We start from the raw sequence: 15,980 nt of genomic DNA on the forward strand, positions 1-15,980 counted from the left end.
GGATTCGACTATCGGCATGATGACCGCGGCCGAGGACGATGCCATCAACACCGCGTAGAGACCGGGGTGCGGTGGATCGAACGCAGTGGAGACGGCCCAGCCGAGTGCGGTAGCCAGCAGCCCGACGGCCACAGCCCGCGCAGCGCCCACCCGGAGGCCGACCCGCAGTCGAGGATCGCGAATCGGTACCTGTACGACCCCGCCGACGTCAGGCAGAGTTCAGCGTCGGGTGCATGTTCGGCGGCAGCGCCGACGCAACGAGATCACGAGGGTGCAGCACGCCTTGCTCGGCCATCATCAGTCTCGTCAGCTGCTCGACAACACGCAGCTGCGCCGCCAGAGGGCTGCGCATGAGTTTGCGCTCGTAGTCGATGCGGGCGGACCGATATTCGGTGTCGAGATCGCTCATGTCATTGTCTCCTCGAACGGTGGATGCTCGACGGCTCTACCGCGAGGGGTGGTTTCGCGCCTGCAGGAAGTCTTTCCAGTCGCTGTCCCAACGCCGCATGCGAACTCGATCACCGGCCACGGTGGTGAGATAGACCAGGAATCCGACCAAGACCGCGCCGAGAACCCACACGAACACGGCTGTGGAGGCCCCGTTGACGACGGCACCGACTTCGCTGACGGGCGCACGCGCGAGGGTTCCGTTCGCGTCGCACCAAATCGGAGTGGTCTCACCGATGTGGACGTCCGAGGGAACCTCGGTCGATTCCGAGCGAATCGACCCGTCCGGTGCACTCCATTGCACCGTTGCGACACCGGTGGCGAGCGTGGTGCTGTCGCTGCCGGTACTCGTGGACTGCACGGTGTCGATCACTCGGGCGTCGACCTGAACGTATTGTGCCCGTTGCTGACGCGACCGCGTCGACAGGTCGCTGTAGGTCACCGAACCGATCGTCGCGGCGACGGGTATCAGCAACAGAAGGACCGCGACACCGACGACGTACGCCGTTCGTTCGATCCTGTCGGGCAGTCGCATCAGCGGATTGGAACACCAAGGAGTTCGGCGCCACCACCGGTGCGCGAGTTCTGCGAGCATGCGGTCACCTACCCCTCACCGCCGTGTGTTCGGCGTCGATTACGAGTCTCCGACGCCGTGCACTCGTAAGTAAGGGCACAAGGTCCCGATACGGCGAGGGCGGTGGACCGTGAATGCGAACGTGGGTAGCGCGCAAGCGCGTGATGTTCGGGCGTGGTTTCATCGCGAAGTGGAGAGAAGTCCTCGTGGCGGCGGACCTTGTGCCCTAGCTCGCGGATTGTTCGGCAGCCACGCTGAGCTCATGATGTCGACAACGCGAGCACTCACCACGAGGGACCGACGATGGCCGTGGCTGGGCGCAGTGTGCGCCGGAATTTCCATCAACGCCTTCGGTGGCGCGATCGGGTTGGCCTCGGGTGCCATCGATCTGGGCACCGAGGCGCACGCACGCCTGCCGCTGTCGAATACGGCGCTCGCCGGCCTCGCGTTGGTTCTGGTCGTCGGAGTGCCGATGGGACTGGCGGCGGCATCGGCTCTGGCGGGTGGCGGCAAGACCGGCCCCATCGCCCACACGGCGGGCGTACTGCTCGCTGCCTGGATAGTGGTCCAACCGCTTGTGATCGGCGAAACGAGTTGGCTGCAGGGCATGTTCGGCGTACTGGGAGTTCTCGTAGCCCTCCGAGGGTGGCGGATCACGGCGTACACGAACCGCCTCGCAAGTCGCACCGCATGAGAATCCTGGTCTCGACCGCCGGACGGCACGGAGCGACGAACTCGCTCGGGCAGGAGATGGCCCGCGTGTTCCGGCACGGGGGAGCCGAGGTCGATGTCTGCGCTCCGGATTCCGTCGTCGACATCAGTGGCTACGACGCCCTGGTCATCGGAAGTGCTGTCTATTCCGATCGGTGGGTCCCCACCGCCAAGCGGCTCGTCGAGCGGGTCTCCGGGTCTGCGCACCCACCCGTGTGGCTGTTCTCCTGCGGGCCATTGCATTCGAGCGACCGACCGGTCAACGACACCGCCGACGCCGCACGCGCGGTATCGATGTTGGATGCGTCCTCGCATCGAACATTTCCCGGTCGGCTCGACGCGGAACGGCTCTCGGTGGGCGAACGTCAGATCTTCGACAACTCCGGCGCGGTTGCCGGAGACTTCCGAGACTGGGTTCGTGTGTGCAACTGGGCCCGAGAGATCCTTGCCTGTCTCAGGGCTGGGACACCGGGCTCGTAACCTTCGTGAACGTGCCTGCACCGACACGCCGAGCGGACGGGCAGACGTGCTCGTGAATCTCTGCCGCCAACTGTGCCACCGATTCGGTCAAGACGGTATTCGCTTCGATCATGTCCTGCAGCAGTGCGGTATTCGAAAGTGTATGTACGGCAACCTCACTGCTCACCGAGTCCGCGCGCTTGGCCGAGATCAGCAGAATGGCACCCTGCAGTCCTGCCATCATCGACAGGAACAGGTTGAGCAGGATGAAAGGGTACGGATCGAACCCGTCGTTCTGGTTGTACGCGGCCCACAGCGCCATCACGCCCAGGAACAGGAAGACGAACGGCCAGGAGCCCATTCCGTTTCGGACGTAATCCGCCGCACGCTCACCCGTGGTCAGTGCATCACCGGTTCGGACGCCCGGATGTCTTCTCCACAGGTTCATCGTTCGCAAGTCTTCGAATCGGAGGGTGCAGAAGTGTCCATGGTGCCTAGTGTGGCCCCTGATCGCCAGAGTCACCAGGGACGAAAGTCCATGACTGCTGTGCCTTTTGCCTCCCCACGCGCACCTCGGGAGACGTCCCGACCGGTCGATGACTTCCGGCCCTACGCGCCGACCGCCGCAGCGCCGATCATCGACGGTGTGCATTGCTCGACGGTCGAGAACGGCACCGGTTTCTGATGTTGGAGGAAGTTCACGATGAAAGCAGCTGTTGTCACCGAGTTCGGCGGGCCCCTAATAGTCAAGGACATCCCGATACCGCAGCCCGCGCCCGAACAGGTGCTGGTGAAGATAGAGACGTGCGGTGTGTGTCACACCGATATCCATGCTGCGCAGGGGGATTGGCCGGCCAAGCCGACCTTGCCCTTCGTCCCCGGGCACGAGGGCATCGGAGTGATCGAGGCGGTCGGGTCGCAGGTGTCGAAGGACAGAATCGGTGAGCGAGTCGCCATCGCGTGGCTCGGTTCGGCATGTGGCGAATGCGATCACTGTGTCTCGGGTTGGGAGACGCTGTGCGACACGCAACAGAACAGCGGCTACTCGATCGACGGTGCGTACGCCGAATACGCTGTCGCCCATGCGAAGTATGTCGTCCATGTTCCCGACGGGATCTCCTCGTTCGACGCTGCCCCACTGACCTGTGCCGGCGTGACCACGTACAAGGCTGTCAAGGTCGGTGGCGTCACCCCGGCGCAGCGCGTGGCCATCTTCGGTGTCGGCGGGCTCGGTCATATGGCGGTGCAGTACGCCAAGATCGCCGGCGGCTTCGTCACCGCGGTCGATATCGAGGACGAAAAACTCGACCTCGCACAAGAACTCGGCGCAGACCACACCGTCAACTCGGCGACGACCGATCCGGTGGAGGCAATTCAGGCGCTCGGTGGAGCCGATGTCGCGATCGTCCTGGCCGTCATCCCGAGTGTGTTCGATCAGGCCTTCCGGTCGCTACGCCGCGGTGGACGTCTGGTGTGCGTGTCGATGCCGGCGCACGGCGTGTTCCCGATCCCGATCTTCGAGACGGTGGTCGGCGGAATCTCGGTACTCGGCTCGATCGTCGGCACCAGGACAGATCTGCGTGAAGTCTTCGCACTGCACGAGGCCGGACGAACGACGGTATCGGCGGTGTCGCGCAAACTCGACGAGGTCAACGACTGCTTCGACGACCTGATGGCCGGACGCGTCACCGCTCGTCAGGTTTTCGAGTTCTGAGGGGCTCTCCGATCTCGACGAGTGTTCCCCATGGGCTCGATTCGCCGTAGGGTTGCTCGAGGGCAGACACGCGCTGGACCAGCGCGTGTGCTCACAAGGAATCGAGCAGTGATGAATGCAGCGATTCAGGTGCAGAATGCGCGCCGCCACTGACGTCGCGTAGACCGACCAGCTTCAGTACGTCGATGATGCGTGTGACCGGGATACGTTGAGTTTGAGCCAGATACAACAAGTGGTCGTATGCGGTCCGGCCCGGGTGGACGGCCTCGGAATCCAGCAAGGTGCCGACCGTGAGTAGTGGGCGGTGCAGCTGCGCGTACTCGACGCCCCCGATCAGTGCGGTGCCCGCGCTGGGGCGATCCAATCCGACGATCAATCGCATCGTGGTGGACTTACCCGATCCGTTGGGGCCGAGAAAGCCTGTGACGGTGCCGGGTTCGACGACGAACGACAGGTCGTCGATGACGAGCTTCCCGCCGTAGCTCTTGCTCAGTGCGCGTACTTCGATGGCGTAGGCGGCGGTGTCCGGTCGGCTCATGAACACAGCGTGCTCGGCTCGGCCCGGCCGTCGTAGGGCATTAGGACCCTCGTAGGTCGACGAACGGCATTGTCCGGTCGGGGACAGTCACATGATGGGCCGGTGGGTAACAGCGGCGAGGCGACCGGGCGACGGCACGACGGTGACCGGGCAGTGCGCTCGCGTCAGCACCGACCGGCTGGTCGAGCCGAGCATCATCTCCGCGTAGCCGCCGCGTCCGTGACTACCGATCACCACCAGCTGAGCACCTTGGGCGTGATCGAGAAGTGCCTGCACCGGTTTGTCCTTGACCACCACGGACCGCACCGACACCGTCGGATGGAGTCGAGTGTGCGGTTCGAGCAGCCGCGCCAAGTGATCTGCAGCCGCGCGTCGGTTGTCCGGCCACTCCATTCCTCGAATCGGGAAGCCGATCGACAGATCCGTGTCCGACCAGGAGTGCACCGCAGTCAGTGGTGCCGATCGAACATCCGCCTCCTCGAACGCCGACGTCATTGCGGCAGCGCTCGCCTTGGTGCCGTCCACGCCCACGACCACCGGTTGGATCGCGTGGTCGATACTGCCGTCGGTCCAGCCACGCACCACGGTGACCGGGCAGCGAGCATGAGTGGTGACGGCGAATCCGATCGAGCCGAGTGACCGCTGCTCGGTGCCACCGAGCCCCCGCGTGGCAATGACCACCATGCGGGCCGTCTCGGACAGTTCGAGCAATGTGGACACCGCAGAGGCTTCGGACGAGACGGTATCGACGGTGACTGTCGCCGTCCCACGAGACGCAGTCTCCCGGGCCTCGCTGAGAATTCGGTCGGTTTCCGATCTGGCCTGGTGCACCACGGTATCGGGGAGGACGCCCAACCCGGTCAAGACCTTGGGCAGCGACGTCGCCGAGACGACAAGCAGATCGGACAGGTGCAATCGTGCGTCGAGAGCGGCCCAGCGCACCGCGTCCAGAGCCGCCGCCGAACCGTCGACCCCGACGATGGTCGGAAGTGGACCCATCGATTTCCTCCTCGGTCGTGGTGTCGAACATCCATCAGACGCCGCGCACAGCCTCGGGCGCGGCAGGACAACAACACCTGGACCGAGGACTTTGGTCCTCTGTTTCGGTGACGAAAGGTCGGACCACCGCCGCCCGTCCCCCGTAGGCTCAGAAGTCGAGGCGTTCGACATGGACGCAGGTAGAGGGGTGTCGACGTGGTCACGGTGTTCTTGGTGGACGATCACGAAATCGTGCGGCGCGGTCTGATCGACCTCATCGACTCCGATCCCGATCTCGAGGTCATCGGCGAGGCAGGTAGTTTTGCGCAGGCGCTGGCCCGAATTCCGGCCCTGCAGCCCGACGTCGCGGTGCTCGACGTGCGGCTACCCGACGGCAACGGCATCGAACTGTGCCGTGAGCTTCTCGATCGACTGCCGAACCTCAAGACCATGATGCTGACCTCGTTCACCGAGGACCAGGCCATGCTCGACGCGATACTCGCGGGCGCGAGCGGCTATGTCGTCAAGGACATCACCGGCATGGAACTGACCCGAGCGATCAAGGACGTCGGTTCCGGCCGGTCGCTGCTCGACAACCGTGCAGCCGCGGCGTTGATGGACAAATTGCGAGCCGGGACGGCGTCATCGGGCCCTATCGATCACCTCACGCCCCAGGAGCGCACCCTGCTGGATCTGCTGGGAGAGGGCCTGACCAACCGACAGATCGCGGCCAGGATGTTCCTGGCGGAGAAGACGGTGAAGAACTACGTGTCTCGGCTGCTCGCCAAGCTCGGGATGGAACGCCGCACCCAAGCTGCGGTGTATGCGTCGAAGCTCGCCGACGGCGATCCGCCTGCCCACCGGAAACCGGGGTCCCGGGATGGATGACCAGCACGGGGAAACCCGGTCTTCGCTACCGCAACTCCGGCTCGGAGAGCTGCTTGCCGAGGTGCAGGATCGTATCGGTCGCATCGCCGATGCGAGGATTCAAGCCGACGGTCTGCTCGACGCGATGCTCGTCATCACCTCGGGACTCGATTTGGAGGTGACGCTGCGTTCGATCGTGGAATCGGCCGTCAAGCTCGTCGACGCCCAGTACGGTGCGCTCGGCGTGCGCGGAGAAGGCCACGGATTGAGTGCGTTCATCAACTACGGCATGGACGAGGACACCCGGGTGGCCATCGGCCCGCTCCCCACCGGACGCGGGGTACTCGGACTATTGATCGACCAACCGAAAGTGCTACGTCTGGACGATCTGACATCGCACCCGGAATCGGTGGGGTTCCCGCGCAACCATCCTCCGATGAAAACCTTTCTCGGAGTGCCGATTCGGGTTCGCGACGAGATCTTCGGCAATCTCTATCTCACCGAGAAGAAGGGCGGCAAGCAGTTCACCGAGGACGACGAAGTCGTCACCAAGGCGTTGGCGTCCGCCGCCGGCATCGCCATCGACAACTCGAGACTGTACGAGGACTCGCGGGTGCGTCAGGCGTGGATGGAGGCAACGCGGGACATCGGCACCGAGCTCCTTTCCGGGACGGACATCGACGAAGTACTGCAGATGGTGGCGCGTAAGTCGTTGCACCTGACCGGGTCCGATGCGGCGTTCATCGCGGTACCCGAGGACACAGACCAAGCCTTCGGGGATGTCACGCAACTCGTCGTCACGGTCAGCGACGGGCTCGGGGCCGATCGAATGATCGGGGCAGTCGTTCCGATCGAGGGCTCGAGCTCGGGAGTAGCCTTTCGGCGTCGAACAGCGTTGCGGAAGGAGCGACTCGACTACGGGGTCAAGGAACTGGGCTCTGCTTTCGGACCCGCAATGATTTCACCCTTCCGCGTGGCAGAGGGCGTCAGTGGAGTCCTGGTGGTTCTGCGCGCCGCGGGGCGGGGACCGTTCGACGAGACCCAACTCGAACTGGTCTCGAACTTCGCCAACCAGGCCGCGCTGGTGATGCAGATCGCGGACGCCAGTCGGCGGATGCATCAACTCGACGTGTTGTCCGACCGGGATCGTATTGCCCGTGACCTGCACGATCACGTGATTCAGAGGATCTTCGCTGCAGGATTGGCGCTGCAGAGCACCCTGCAGCGCACCGAGTCCCCGGACCTACGGCAGCGTCTGTCCAGAACGATCGACGACCTGCAGGACACGGTGCAGGACATCAGGACGACCATTTTCGACCTGCAGAGCACATCCCACTCCGCAACACGGTTGCGGCAACGTATCAACAGCGCGGTACTCGAACTCACCGAGAACGTCGATATCCGTGCCGTCGTGCGGATGTTCGGACCACTGTCGGTCGTCGACACCAAACTCGCCGATCATGCCGTTGCCGTTGTCCGCGAGACTGTCAGCAACGTCGTTCATCACGCCCAGGGCGACACTGTGACCGTTACTCTGTCGGTGGGGAACGAGCTCGAAATCGTGGTGTCCGACAACGGGGTCGGTATGCCCGACAACACCACCACCAGTGGGTTGTCCAACCTGGGGGCCCGTGCGGCCGAGTGCGGCGGGACCATGACCGTTTGCCCCGGTGCCTCCGGCAGCGGCACCGATGTTACGTGGGCGGTACCACTGCCCTGACGGCTCCAGTCGTTGGTCACCTCTTTCGATGACCTCCGGCCGTTACCGCGAGTGGCGATGAGCTCGTAGCGTTTTCGGTGACGGTGCTGATCCTGCGTCGCACCACCGAGAGGAACCCGATGAACATCTCACACACCACCGGACCCGTTCTGGTCGGAATCGACGGATCGACGGCCGCGCTCGATGCAGTGCGCTTCGCAGTGCGTGAGGCGCGAGGCCGAGGAACATCACTGCGACTGGTACATGTGATCGAACCCCAGATTCAGCGTGAAACGGTATACGGAGCACCCGACGTGGACGGTGACTATGCGCGAACCGTCTTGGACCAGGCCGCGATCATAGCGAGGGCGAGCGACCCGACCGTCATCGTGGAAGCTGTTGTTCTACAGGGTGTCCCGGAAACGGTGATGCTGTCCGAAGCAGCGTCTGCGTGCCTGATCGTATTGGGTGCCAAGACCGAGAATTCGATCGCTGCACGGGTTCTCGGATCCATGGTGCGCACGGTGGTCGAATGCTCACCGAACCCCGTGGCGATCGTGCACACCTTCGATTCCGAGCGCGACGGCGCGGTCGTCGCCGCTCTGGGAGACGCGAAGGTTTCGGCATCGGACCTCGTTGTGGCGCAGGCATTCCACGAAGCGTCGATGCGCGGGGCCAGCGTGTTGGCCGTGCACACCCAGACTGTCTCGACCATTCTGGCCAGCGCCATCGGCGGTCCGGTCGACCATCTGCACCCCGAGTCGGCAATGGACGTCCGGTTGGAACCCTTCAGCGCCGATTATCCTTCGGTGCGGGTCGCGTCGGTCTACGCCGAGGCCGATGCGGGTTCGGAACTGATCGCGGTGTCCGACACTGCACAGCTGCTGGTGGTGGGGCACGAGCGCGATCGCGTGCCGGGAAGCACGTTGACGAAAGTCTTGCGGCACGCCGAATGCCCCGTCCTCGTTGTGCCGCACGCATGAGTACCGTGAACTCGAAGGCGATCGTCGTCGGCGTCGACGGATCCGGTTCGTCACTCGACGCGGTCGGCTGGGCCGCACGCGAAGCCGAATTACGCGGAGCACCGTTGAAGCTGGTGTCTGCGTACCAAATCAGGGCCCTCTACACCAGTTTCGTCGCACTCCCGTCGCACCTCGGCTCCGAGGAGAATGCACGTGCTGATTCGATTCTGACGTCGGCATCCCTCGTCGCGCGGCGGTCGGTCGAGAAACCCGACGCGCTGACGATCATGATCGAACCGATTGTCGGACCGACTGTTCAGGCGCTGATCGACGAGTCCGCCACCGCGTCGATGATGGTGGTCGGCTCACGCGGCAACGGCGAGTACTTCGCCGAGCTGCTCGGCTCTGTGAGCACGGCGGTGGCTGTGCAGGCGCGCTGTCCGGTAGTCATCGTGCCGCGCAGCGTGGAATTACATTCGGCACGGGGACCGGTCGTCCTCGGAGTCGACGCCTCGGCGCACAACCAGGAGGCCGTCCGGCTGGCCTTCGAGGAGGCCTCGCTTCGGGGCACTGGCCTTGTTGCAGTCCACGTGTCGACGGACCGACTCGTCTCGTCACCCGACGCGTCGACGTCGGACAAGTCCGAGGCAATTGTGTCCACCGGCCGAACCGTGTTGGCCGAGAACCTGTCCGGGTGGAGCGAGCTGTATCCCGACGTGGTGGTGAAGCAGACAGTGCTGCGCGGCGACGTCGTCGAACGCATCCTGGGCGCGGCGGTGCGCGCAGAGGCCGTGGTGGTCGGTTCGAGCGGACGCACCGGTTTCAGTGGCCAACTGCTCGGATCCACCGTTCGGTCACTGGCCCACCGCGTCGACTGTCCGCTGATCATCGCTCGCGGATAGCAACCGATCCGTCACGACCACCGCCATTCGCGAATCTCGGGTAGATCCTCGAAGTGTTTCCGGATGTAGGCGTCGTGCCGGGTCAGTTGGTCCCGGCAGTGCTGCCGCAGTTCCACGGCACCGGCCGGCACCGTGTGTGCTCGGTCGAGTGCTTCGATCGCCAGGTGGTAGCGACTGATCTTGTTGAGCACCACCATGTCGAACGGTGTTGTCGTGGTGCCTTGTTCGATGAAGCCGCGGACGTGGAATCTCTGCGCGTTCGGACGGCCGTGCAGCAGCTGGTGCACCGCCCGGGGGTAGCCGTGGAAAGCGAAGACGACATCGACCGAGTCGGTGAACAGATCGGCGAACTGATCCTCCGAGAACCCGTGTGGATGATCGGCGACGGGTAGTAGCGCCATCAGGTCGATGACGTTGACCACGCGCACCTGCAACTCGGGAGTCCAGTTACGCAACAGGTCCGCTGCAGCGAGAGTCTCCTCGGTCGGAACGTCGCCGGCGCAGGCCAGCACGATCTCAGGATCGCGCGGAGTAGCGGTGTTCTCGGTACCGGCCCAGTCCCACCGCGAGGCACCGGCTGCTGCGTGTGCGCGAGCCTCAGTGAGCGTCAGATACTGGGGATGGCTCTGTTTGTCGACCACCAGCACGTTGACGTGTCCGCGGCTCCGAAAGCAGTGGTCGGCAACGGCGAGAAGAGTATTGGAGTCCGGTGGCAGCCACACGCGCACCACATCCGGTGCCAGAGGAATCACCGCGTCGATCAGTCCGGGCCCCTGATGACTGAACCCGTTGTGGTCGTTGCGCCAGCACGTGCTGGTGAGCAGCACGTTCAACGAGGCGACGGGTGCTCGCCAGGCCAGAGTGGCCGCATGCTGCAGCCACTTGGTGTGCTGGATCAGCATCGACACGCTCACCATCGCGAAAGCCTCGTAGCTCGCGAACAATCCGTGTCGGCCCGACAACAGGTACGCCTCGAGCCAGCCCTCACACAGATGCTCGCTGAGCACCTCCATGACGCGACCGTCGGCGGCCAGATTGTCGTCGAACTCGGTGGTCGGCAGCTGCCAGCATCGGTCGGTGGCCTCGAACACGGCCTGCAGACGGTTGCTGGCGGTCTCGTCGGGGCAGAACAGGCGGAAAGTGCCACCGCCGTCGGGTCGTGCGTTGTCGAGGTAGATATCCCGCATCATCTCCCCGAGTACGGTGGTCGTCTCGTGTGAGACGCGTCCCGGGGAGTCGATCGTAAGAGCGTAGTTCTCGAGCTCGCGAATGACCAAGGGCTGCAACAGCACACCGCCGTTGGCGTGGGGAGTGGCCCCGAGCCTCTTGTCGCCCGTCGGAGTGAGTTCACTGATGTGCGCCGCGGGTACGCCGTTGTCGTCGAAGAGTGATCCGGGATCGTAGGAGAGCAACCACTGCTCGAGCTGCGCCAGATGCGACGGGTTCTCGCGGACGCCGGACAGCGGGACCTGGTGGGCCCAGTGCGTTCCCTCGATCAGCTTGCCGTCGACCTCGTGTGGCCCGGTCCAGCCCTTCGGGGTACGCAAGACGATTGCAGGCCATGCACTTCCGTGGTGCGACTCGCCGCCGCGGGCCGCACGCTGGATTCTCCGAATATCGTCGTGGGCGCGGGTGAGAGCGAACTGCAAGGCCGGGAACACCTCTCGCGGATCGTCGCCCTCGACGAAGATCGGTGCCCAACCCTGACCGCCGAGGTAGTCGGCAATCGCTTGATCGGTGCTGCGCCCGAGCACTGTCGGGCCGGAGATCTTGGCGTCGTTGAGATGCAGAATGGGCAGCACTGCGCCGTCACGAACCGGGTTCAGGAACGCCGGGATCTTCCATGAACCCGACAGCGGACCGGTTTCGGCCTCCCCGTCGCCGACGACACAGGCGACCACCAGATCGGGGTTGTCGAACGCCGCGCCCGCTGCGTGGATCAGGGCATACCCCAGCTCGCCACCCTCGTGGATACTGCCGGGGGTCTGCACGCTCACATGGCTCGGAATGCCACCGGGAGTGGAGAATTGGCGACACAGACGACGCACACCGTCGCTGTCGAGCGAGATGTCGGGATAGATCTCGCTGTACGTGCCTTCGAGATAGGTGTTCGCGACCAACGCCGGGCCACCGTGACCGGGACCGGTGACATACAGCCAATCCGAACCGGTTCGGCAGATGAGGCGATTGAGCAGCGTGTAGATCATCGACAGACCGGGGCTGGTGCCCCAGTGCCCGAGCAGTCGGGGCTTGATGTGTTCCACCGTCAGTGGTTGCCGTAGCAATACGTTGTCCTGCAGGTAGATCTGGGCAACCGTCAGGTAGTTCGCGGCAGCCCAGTAGCGCAGATCGGCGTCGAGTTCATCGGAGCTGTAGGTGGTCTCGGTGGTGGACGCGGTCATCGGTTCGTGGGTACGACAACGACGGGGACATCGACCGAATGCAGCAGTGCGCGGGAGGTCGATCCGAGCAGCATCGAGGCGAAGCCGCCCCGGCCGCGGCTGCCGACCACGATCAGCTGCGCGCTCTCGGAGGCGCGGACCAGTTCGCGAACGGGTCTGTCCTGAACCACCACCCGGCGGATGGTGACGTCGGGGTAGTCCTCCGACCACCCGGCCAGGCTCTCCGCCAGCGAAGTCTTCTCTGCCAGTTCGGAATCGGCCCACGGACCTTCTTCGTCGCGGGTCAGCACGCTCCCGAGCTCGAGGTCGCTCCACGCGTGTACGGCAACGAGGTCGACACCTCGCATCGACGCCTCGCGCAACGCGAATCCGATGGCCGGCTGGCTGTTGGACGTGCAATCCACACCCACGACCACCGGCCCGTCGCTGACCGTGTTCGACTTGATCACTGCAACAGGGCACTTGGCGTGTGACACGACGGCGGTACTGACCGACCCGACCAATCCGCCGGTGAACTCACCGAGGCCTCTCGAACCGACGACGATCAAGGCAGGCGCGACGTCGAAGTGCGTCAGATTGCGTGCAGCCGAGCCATGTTCGAGACGAGTGTCGAGAATCAGCGAATTGCCTGCCGCGGTCTTGTGCGCAACGTCGACCGCAGCGGTCAGGACCCGCTTGGCCTCGACGTCCGGATCTGCGAACGCGCCGATCCGGAGGCTGATGGCATCGCCGTAGGTTCCCGGTGCGAACAGTGACGACGTGACCAACTCGAGCGGGGCGTGGCGTCGTATCGCCTCACGCGTTGCCCAACGGACCGCGTCGAGCGATGTGGCAGATCCGTCGACTCCGACGACGACCCGACTCGATGCATTCATGTTGTATTCCCGTTCGTTGACTGTCGTGTTCAGGTACACCTCGAGCATGGCCCCTTCGCTGGAGAGCAGACAGAGTCGGAAGTCCCTCGGCTCGAGCCGGAATGCCCTCACTGCTACCCCTGGGGGTATGTCTTGCTATCGTCGGTGACATGCATTCAGTGATCCGACGCCGTCGCCCGGGCTTTGCTTCGGCGACCGGATTGCTGATCGCGCTGACGATCCTCGGGGTACTGCTGATGCATTCGGTGACACCGACCACGTCGGCAAGAAGCGAGCATGCGGCCATGGCGTCGGCGACCCACCACGAGGACCCGGTTCAGGTGGCAGTCGGTGAGCACGACTGCCCGTCGGGACATCAGATGATGCATCCGTGCGCGGGAACCACCGTGTCGTGGGCTGCGCTGTCGGTCCCGGCGACGAGCGTCGATGTCGCCCACCCGGTCATGTCGGAGGACGGGATCGGTGGGCGCGTCCATTCCATATCGGAGCGTGCGCCGCCGTGGACTCTGTGGGAGTTGGACAGATCGGTGACCTTGCGAGTGTGACAGGGAGCCCGGTGGACGCACGACCACCGGCGGATCGGCATACCTAGAGCCCTGTATTGCACACTCGTTCAAGGAGTTTCACATGCGTACAACACTCGTCGCTTCGGTGGCTGCTGCCACCGTGAGCGCATTCCTCGTCGCCGGCTGCAGCAACGACACCACGTCGGATTCGTCGACGTCGACTACCTCATCGGCTTCCGTTCAGGATTCGGCATCGGCATCGGCATCGGCCTCGGCCTCGGCGTCGGCATCGGCATCGGCGGAGTTCAACGTTGCCGACGTCATGTTCGCGCAGATGATGTACCCGCACCACGCGCAGGCCGTCGACATGGCTGACATGGTCCAAGGTCGCACCGACAATCCGGACGTCGTGGCATTGGCGTCGGCGATCCAAGCCGCGCAGCAACCGGAAATGGACCGGATGACGGCCTGGCTCGCCGAATGGGGTCAGCCCGCACCCCCGTCGGACATGGGTGAGATGAGCGGAATGGACCACAGCTCGGGTATGGGCATGATGTCCCAGCAGGACATGGACGCCCTGACCGGTCTGTCGGGCCAGGAGTTCGACCGTCAGTGGCTGACGATGATGATCGAGCATCACGAGGGCGCGATCGAGATGGCGAACAACGAGATTGCGGACGGCTCGAACCCCGACGCGCAGGAGATGGCTCGCACGATCGTGGCCACGCAACAGCAGGAAATCGACACGATGCAGCGGATGCTCGGCTGATCCGTTGTCGGTACGTTGCCGGGCCGCACCCCAGACCGGGGTGCGGCCCGGCGGGGGACGGCTGCACGCCGTTGCCCTCGAGTACGCTGTGACGCGCGAGGAATTGTGTTCTGCGGGTCGGATCGAGGGAGAGTATCGACGATGTCACGTCCACGGGTCCTGGTCCTCGGCGGCGGCTTCGGCGGGTTGTATGCAACCCGCCGGCTGCACGGTTCGGATGTCGACATCACCGTTCTCGAACGAGGCACCTCTCACGTCTTTCAGCCGCTGCTCTATCAGTGCGCAACCGGCCTTCTCTCCGAAGGCTCGATCGCCAGCCCGTTGCGGCACCTGTTGCGCAAGCAGAAGAACGTGAAGGTGGCTCTCGGTGAAGCAACCTCGGTGACAACCGTGGGCGATGGCGGAGTGGTGACGGCGAGCCGCTTCGACGGGTCGACGTTCGAGTTGCCGTACGACTATCTCGTGGTTGCCGTCGGAATGCAGCAGGCGTATCACGGCCACGACGAATACGTGCAGAGGGCACCGGGCATGAAGACCCTCGACGACGCCTTGGCGATCAGACGAAAACTGATCTCGGCATTCGAGATGGCCGAGTCCCTGCCCACCCCCGAAGAGCGTCGCCCCTGGCTCACCTTCGCCGTCGCCGGGGGAGGGCCCACCGGAGTCGAATTGGCCGGGCAGATACGGGAACTCGCCACCCGGGCGCTGGCGAAGGAATTCGATTCGATCCACCCGTCCGAAGCGCGCGTTCTGCTGTTCCACGGCGGTGACCGAGTGCTCGAATCGTTCCCCGACTCGCTGACGAAGAAGGCCCAGCGCACCCTCGACACGGTCGGAGTCGAAACGCATCTCGGCGTTCACGTCACCGACGTCACGGCCACCGACGTCGAGGTGACGGCCAAGGCCGAACCGAAGACCGTCACACGCCACGACACTCGCACCGTGCTGTGGACCGCAGGCGTCGAAGCGGTTCCGTTCGTGAAGCACCTGGCCGACGCCCTGGGCGTCGAGCAGGACAGGTCCGGACGGATCGCCGTGCAACCCGACCTGTCCGTACCGGGTCACCGCAACGTGTTCGTCGTCGGCGACATCATGGCGTTGAACGGTCTGGCCGGTGTCGCCGAAGTGGCGATGCAGGGTGGACGCGCAGCGGGCGCAGCAATCGCGGCCGACGTATCCGGTTCTGCGCGTTCGGATTTCAAGTATCGAGACCTGGGCACTGCCGCCTACATCGCCCGCGGACACGCACTGGTGCAGGCCGGGCCGCTGAAGATGTCGGGATTCCTGGGCTGGGTGTCGTGGGGCGTCATCCACATCGCATTCCTGGCCGGTAAACGCAACCGAGCTGGAACGCTGATCAACTGGGGCGCAACACTTCTCAGCGGAACGCGACGTGAACGGGCAATCACCTACGGCGACCCGGAAACGGCGCGCAAGCCGTACAACTGACCTGAGCGCCCACTATTGTCACCCTCGTACGGAATCCGGGCTGTTGCGATTTCGATTCGGCTTCCGTTGTGTGGTGTCGGACGGCGGAATCAGTGGGACCGCGGCCGGGCCACCGACCTCAGGTGAGT

General features: G+C 64.4%; 18 protein-coding genes. 11 read left to right on the forward strand and 7 right to left on the reverse strand.

The annotated features are described in order from the left end of the window. Positions 1-208: 208 nt before the first annotated feature. Both AB0P23_RS10745 and AB0P23_RS10750 read right to left on the reverse strand, forming a co-directional pair. Positions 209-409 (reverse strand): hypothetical protein, encoded by a 201-nt coding sequence (locus AB0P23_RS10745; RefSeq protein WP_057473546.1) that lies wholly within the window; start codon positions 407-409, stop codon positions 209-211. Positions 410-445: 36 nt separating this feature from the next. Next, entirely contained in the window at positions 446-982 is a 537-nt protein-coding gene (locus tag AB0P23_RS10750; RefSeq protein WP_363797566.1) for a hypothetical protein, read from the reverse strand. Between the two features lie 301 nt (positions 983-1,283). On the opposite strand from AB0P23_RS10750, the gene AB0P23_RS10755 reads away from it, so the two are divergent. Next, positions 1,284-1,715 (forward strand): hypothetical protein, encoded by a 432-nt coding sequence (locus AB0P23_RS10755; RefSeq protein WP_176457125.1) that lies wholly within the window; start codon positions 1,284-1,286, stop codon positions 1,713-1,715. Then, a complete protein-coding gene (locus tag AB0P23_RS10760) occupies positions 1,712-2,212 on the forward strand; it encodes a flavodoxin domain-containing protein (protein ID WP_363797568.1) in 501 nt (166 codons plus the stop codon). The genes AB0P23_RS10755 and AB0P23_RS10760 overlap by 4 nt, the downstream gene beginning before the upstream one ends. Here the strand turns inward: AB0P23_RS10760 and AB0P23_RS10765 are convergent. Then, on the reverse strand, positions 2,187-2,639 hold the full coding sequence (locus AB0P23_RS10765; RefSeq protein ID WP_094663388.1) for a DUF1003 domain-containing protein: 453 nt from the start codon (positions 2,637-2,639) through the stop codon (positions 2,187-2,189). The two genes, AB0P23_RS10760 and AB0P23_RS10765, sit on opposite strands and share 26 nt — an antisense overlap. Before the next feature lie 90 nt (positions 2,640-2,729). On the opposite strand from AB0P23_RS10765, the gene AB0P23_RS10770 reads away from it, so the two are divergent. Together AB0P23_RS10770 and adhP are read left to right on the forward strand one after the other, a co-directional pair. Then, positions 2,730-2,876 carry a hypothetical protein gene (locus tag AB0P23_RS10770; protein ID WP_155289616.1) on the forward strand — a complete coding sequence of 49 codons (147 nt, stop codon included), beginning with the start codon at positions 2,730-2,732 and terminating at the stop codon, positions 2,874-2,876. A gap of 18 nt (positions 2,877-2,894) precedes the next feature. Continuing rightward, positions 2,895-3,905, forward strand: a complete 1,011-nt coding sequence (adhP, locus tag AB0P23_RS10775) for an alcohol dehydrogenase AdhP (protein ID WP_032374977.1) — start codon at positions 2,895-2,897, stop codon at positions 3,903-3,905. Positions 3,906-3,996: 91 nt separating this feature from the next. Here adhP and AB0P23_RS10780 read toward each other — a convergent pair whose 3' ends face one another. Further along, positions 3,997-4,443: an ATP-binding cassette domain-containing protein gene (locus tag AB0P23_RS10780; protein ID WP_080733408.1), complete on the reverse strand. Its 447-nt coding sequence runs from the start codon at positions 4,441-4,443 to the stop codon at positions 3,997-3,999. An 87-nt stretch (positions 4,444-4,530) separates the two neighbouring features. Continuing rightward, entirely contained in the window at positions 4,531-5,442 is a 912-nt protein-coding gene (locus tag AB0P23_RS10785; RefSeq protein WP_032374978.1) for a universal stress protein, read from the reverse strand. A gap of 195 nt (positions 5,443-5,637) precedes the next feature. Between AB0P23_RS10785 and AB0P23_RS10790 the strand changes: the two genes are divergently transcribed. From AB0P23_RS10790 to AB0P23_RS10805, 4 genes are all read left to right on the forward strand, one after another. Next, positions 5,638-6,309, forward strand: coding sequence for a response regulator transcription factor (locus AB0P23_RS10790; protein WP_032374979.1), 672 nt, complete (start codon positions 5,638-5,640; stop codon positions 6,307-6,309). Next, positions 6,302-8,008, forward strand: coding sequence for a GAF domain-containing protein (locus tag AB0P23_RS10795; RefSeq protein WP_080733394.1), 1,707 nt, complete (start codon positions 6,302-6,304; stop codon positions 8,006-8,008). The genes AB0P23_RS10790 and AB0P23_RS10795 overlap by 8 nt, the downstream gene beginning before the upstream one ends. 119 nt (positions 8,009-8,127) lie before the next feature. Further along, positions 8,128-8,970, forward strand: a complete 843-nt coding sequence (locus AB0P23_RS10800; protein ID WP_139278416.1) for a universal stress protein — start codon at positions 8,128-8,130, stop codon at positions 8,968-8,970. Continuing rightward, positions 8,967-9,851, forward strand: coding sequence for a universal stress protein (locus AB0P23_RS10805; protein WP_032374981.1), 885 nt, complete (start codon positions 8,967-8,969; stop codon positions 9,849-9,851). Before AB0P23_RS10800 ends, AB0P23_RS10805 begins: the two co-directional genes overlap by 4 nt. An 11-nt stretch (positions 9,852-9,862) precedes the next feature. Here the strand turns inward: AB0P23_RS10805 and AB0P23_RS10810 are convergent, their stop codons facing one another. Together AB0P23_RS10810 and AB0P23_RS10815 are read right to left on the reverse strand one after the other, a co-directional pair. Continuing rightward, entirely contained in the window at positions 9,863-12,253 is a 2,391-nt protein-coding gene (locus AB0P23_RS10810; protein ID WP_363797570.1) for a phosphoketolase family protein, read from the reverse strand. Beyond that, on the reverse strand, positions 12,250-13,128 hold the full coding sequence (locus AB0P23_RS10815; protein ID WP_206497735.1) for a universal stress protein: 879 nt from the start codon (positions 13,126-13,128) through the stop codon (positions 12,250-12,252). The genes AB0P23_RS10810 and AB0P23_RS10815 overlap by 4 nt, the downstream gene beginning before the upstream one ends. Positions 13,129-13,277: 149 nt before the next feature. Between AB0P23_RS10815 and AB0P23_RS10820 the strand changes: the two genes are divergently transcribed. From AB0P23_RS10820 to AB0P23_RS10830, 3 genes are all read left to right on the forward strand, one after another. Next, positions 13,278-13,673, forward strand: a complete 396-nt coding sequence (locus tag AB0P23_RS10820; RefSeq protein ID WP_027495587.1) for a DUF6153 family protein — start codon at positions 13,278-13,280, stop codon at positions 13,671-13,673. Between the two features lie 82 nt (positions 13,674-13,755). Next, on the forward strand, positions 13,756-14,403 hold the full coding sequence (locus AB0P23_RS10825) for a DUF305 domain-containing protein (RefSeq protein WP_363797572.1): 648 nt from the start codon (positions 13,756-13,758) through the stop codon (positions 14,401-14,403). A gap of 141 nt (positions 14,404-14,544) precedes the next feature. Continuing rightward, a complete protein-coding gene (locus tag AB0P23_RS10830; RefSeq protein WP_363797574.1) occupies positions 14,545-15,852 on the forward strand; it encodes an NAD(P)/FAD-dependent oxidoreductase in 1,308 nt (435 codons plus the stop codon). Positions 15,853-15,980: the final 128 nt, after the last annotated feature.

Origin of the sequence: Rhodococcus sp. NPDC077669 (genome assembly GCF_040686915.1) — a bacterium.
Taxonomy (GTDB): domain Bacteria; phylum Actinomycetota; class Actinomycetes; order Mycobacteriales; family Mycobacteriaceae; genus Rhodococcoides; species Rhodococcoides fascians.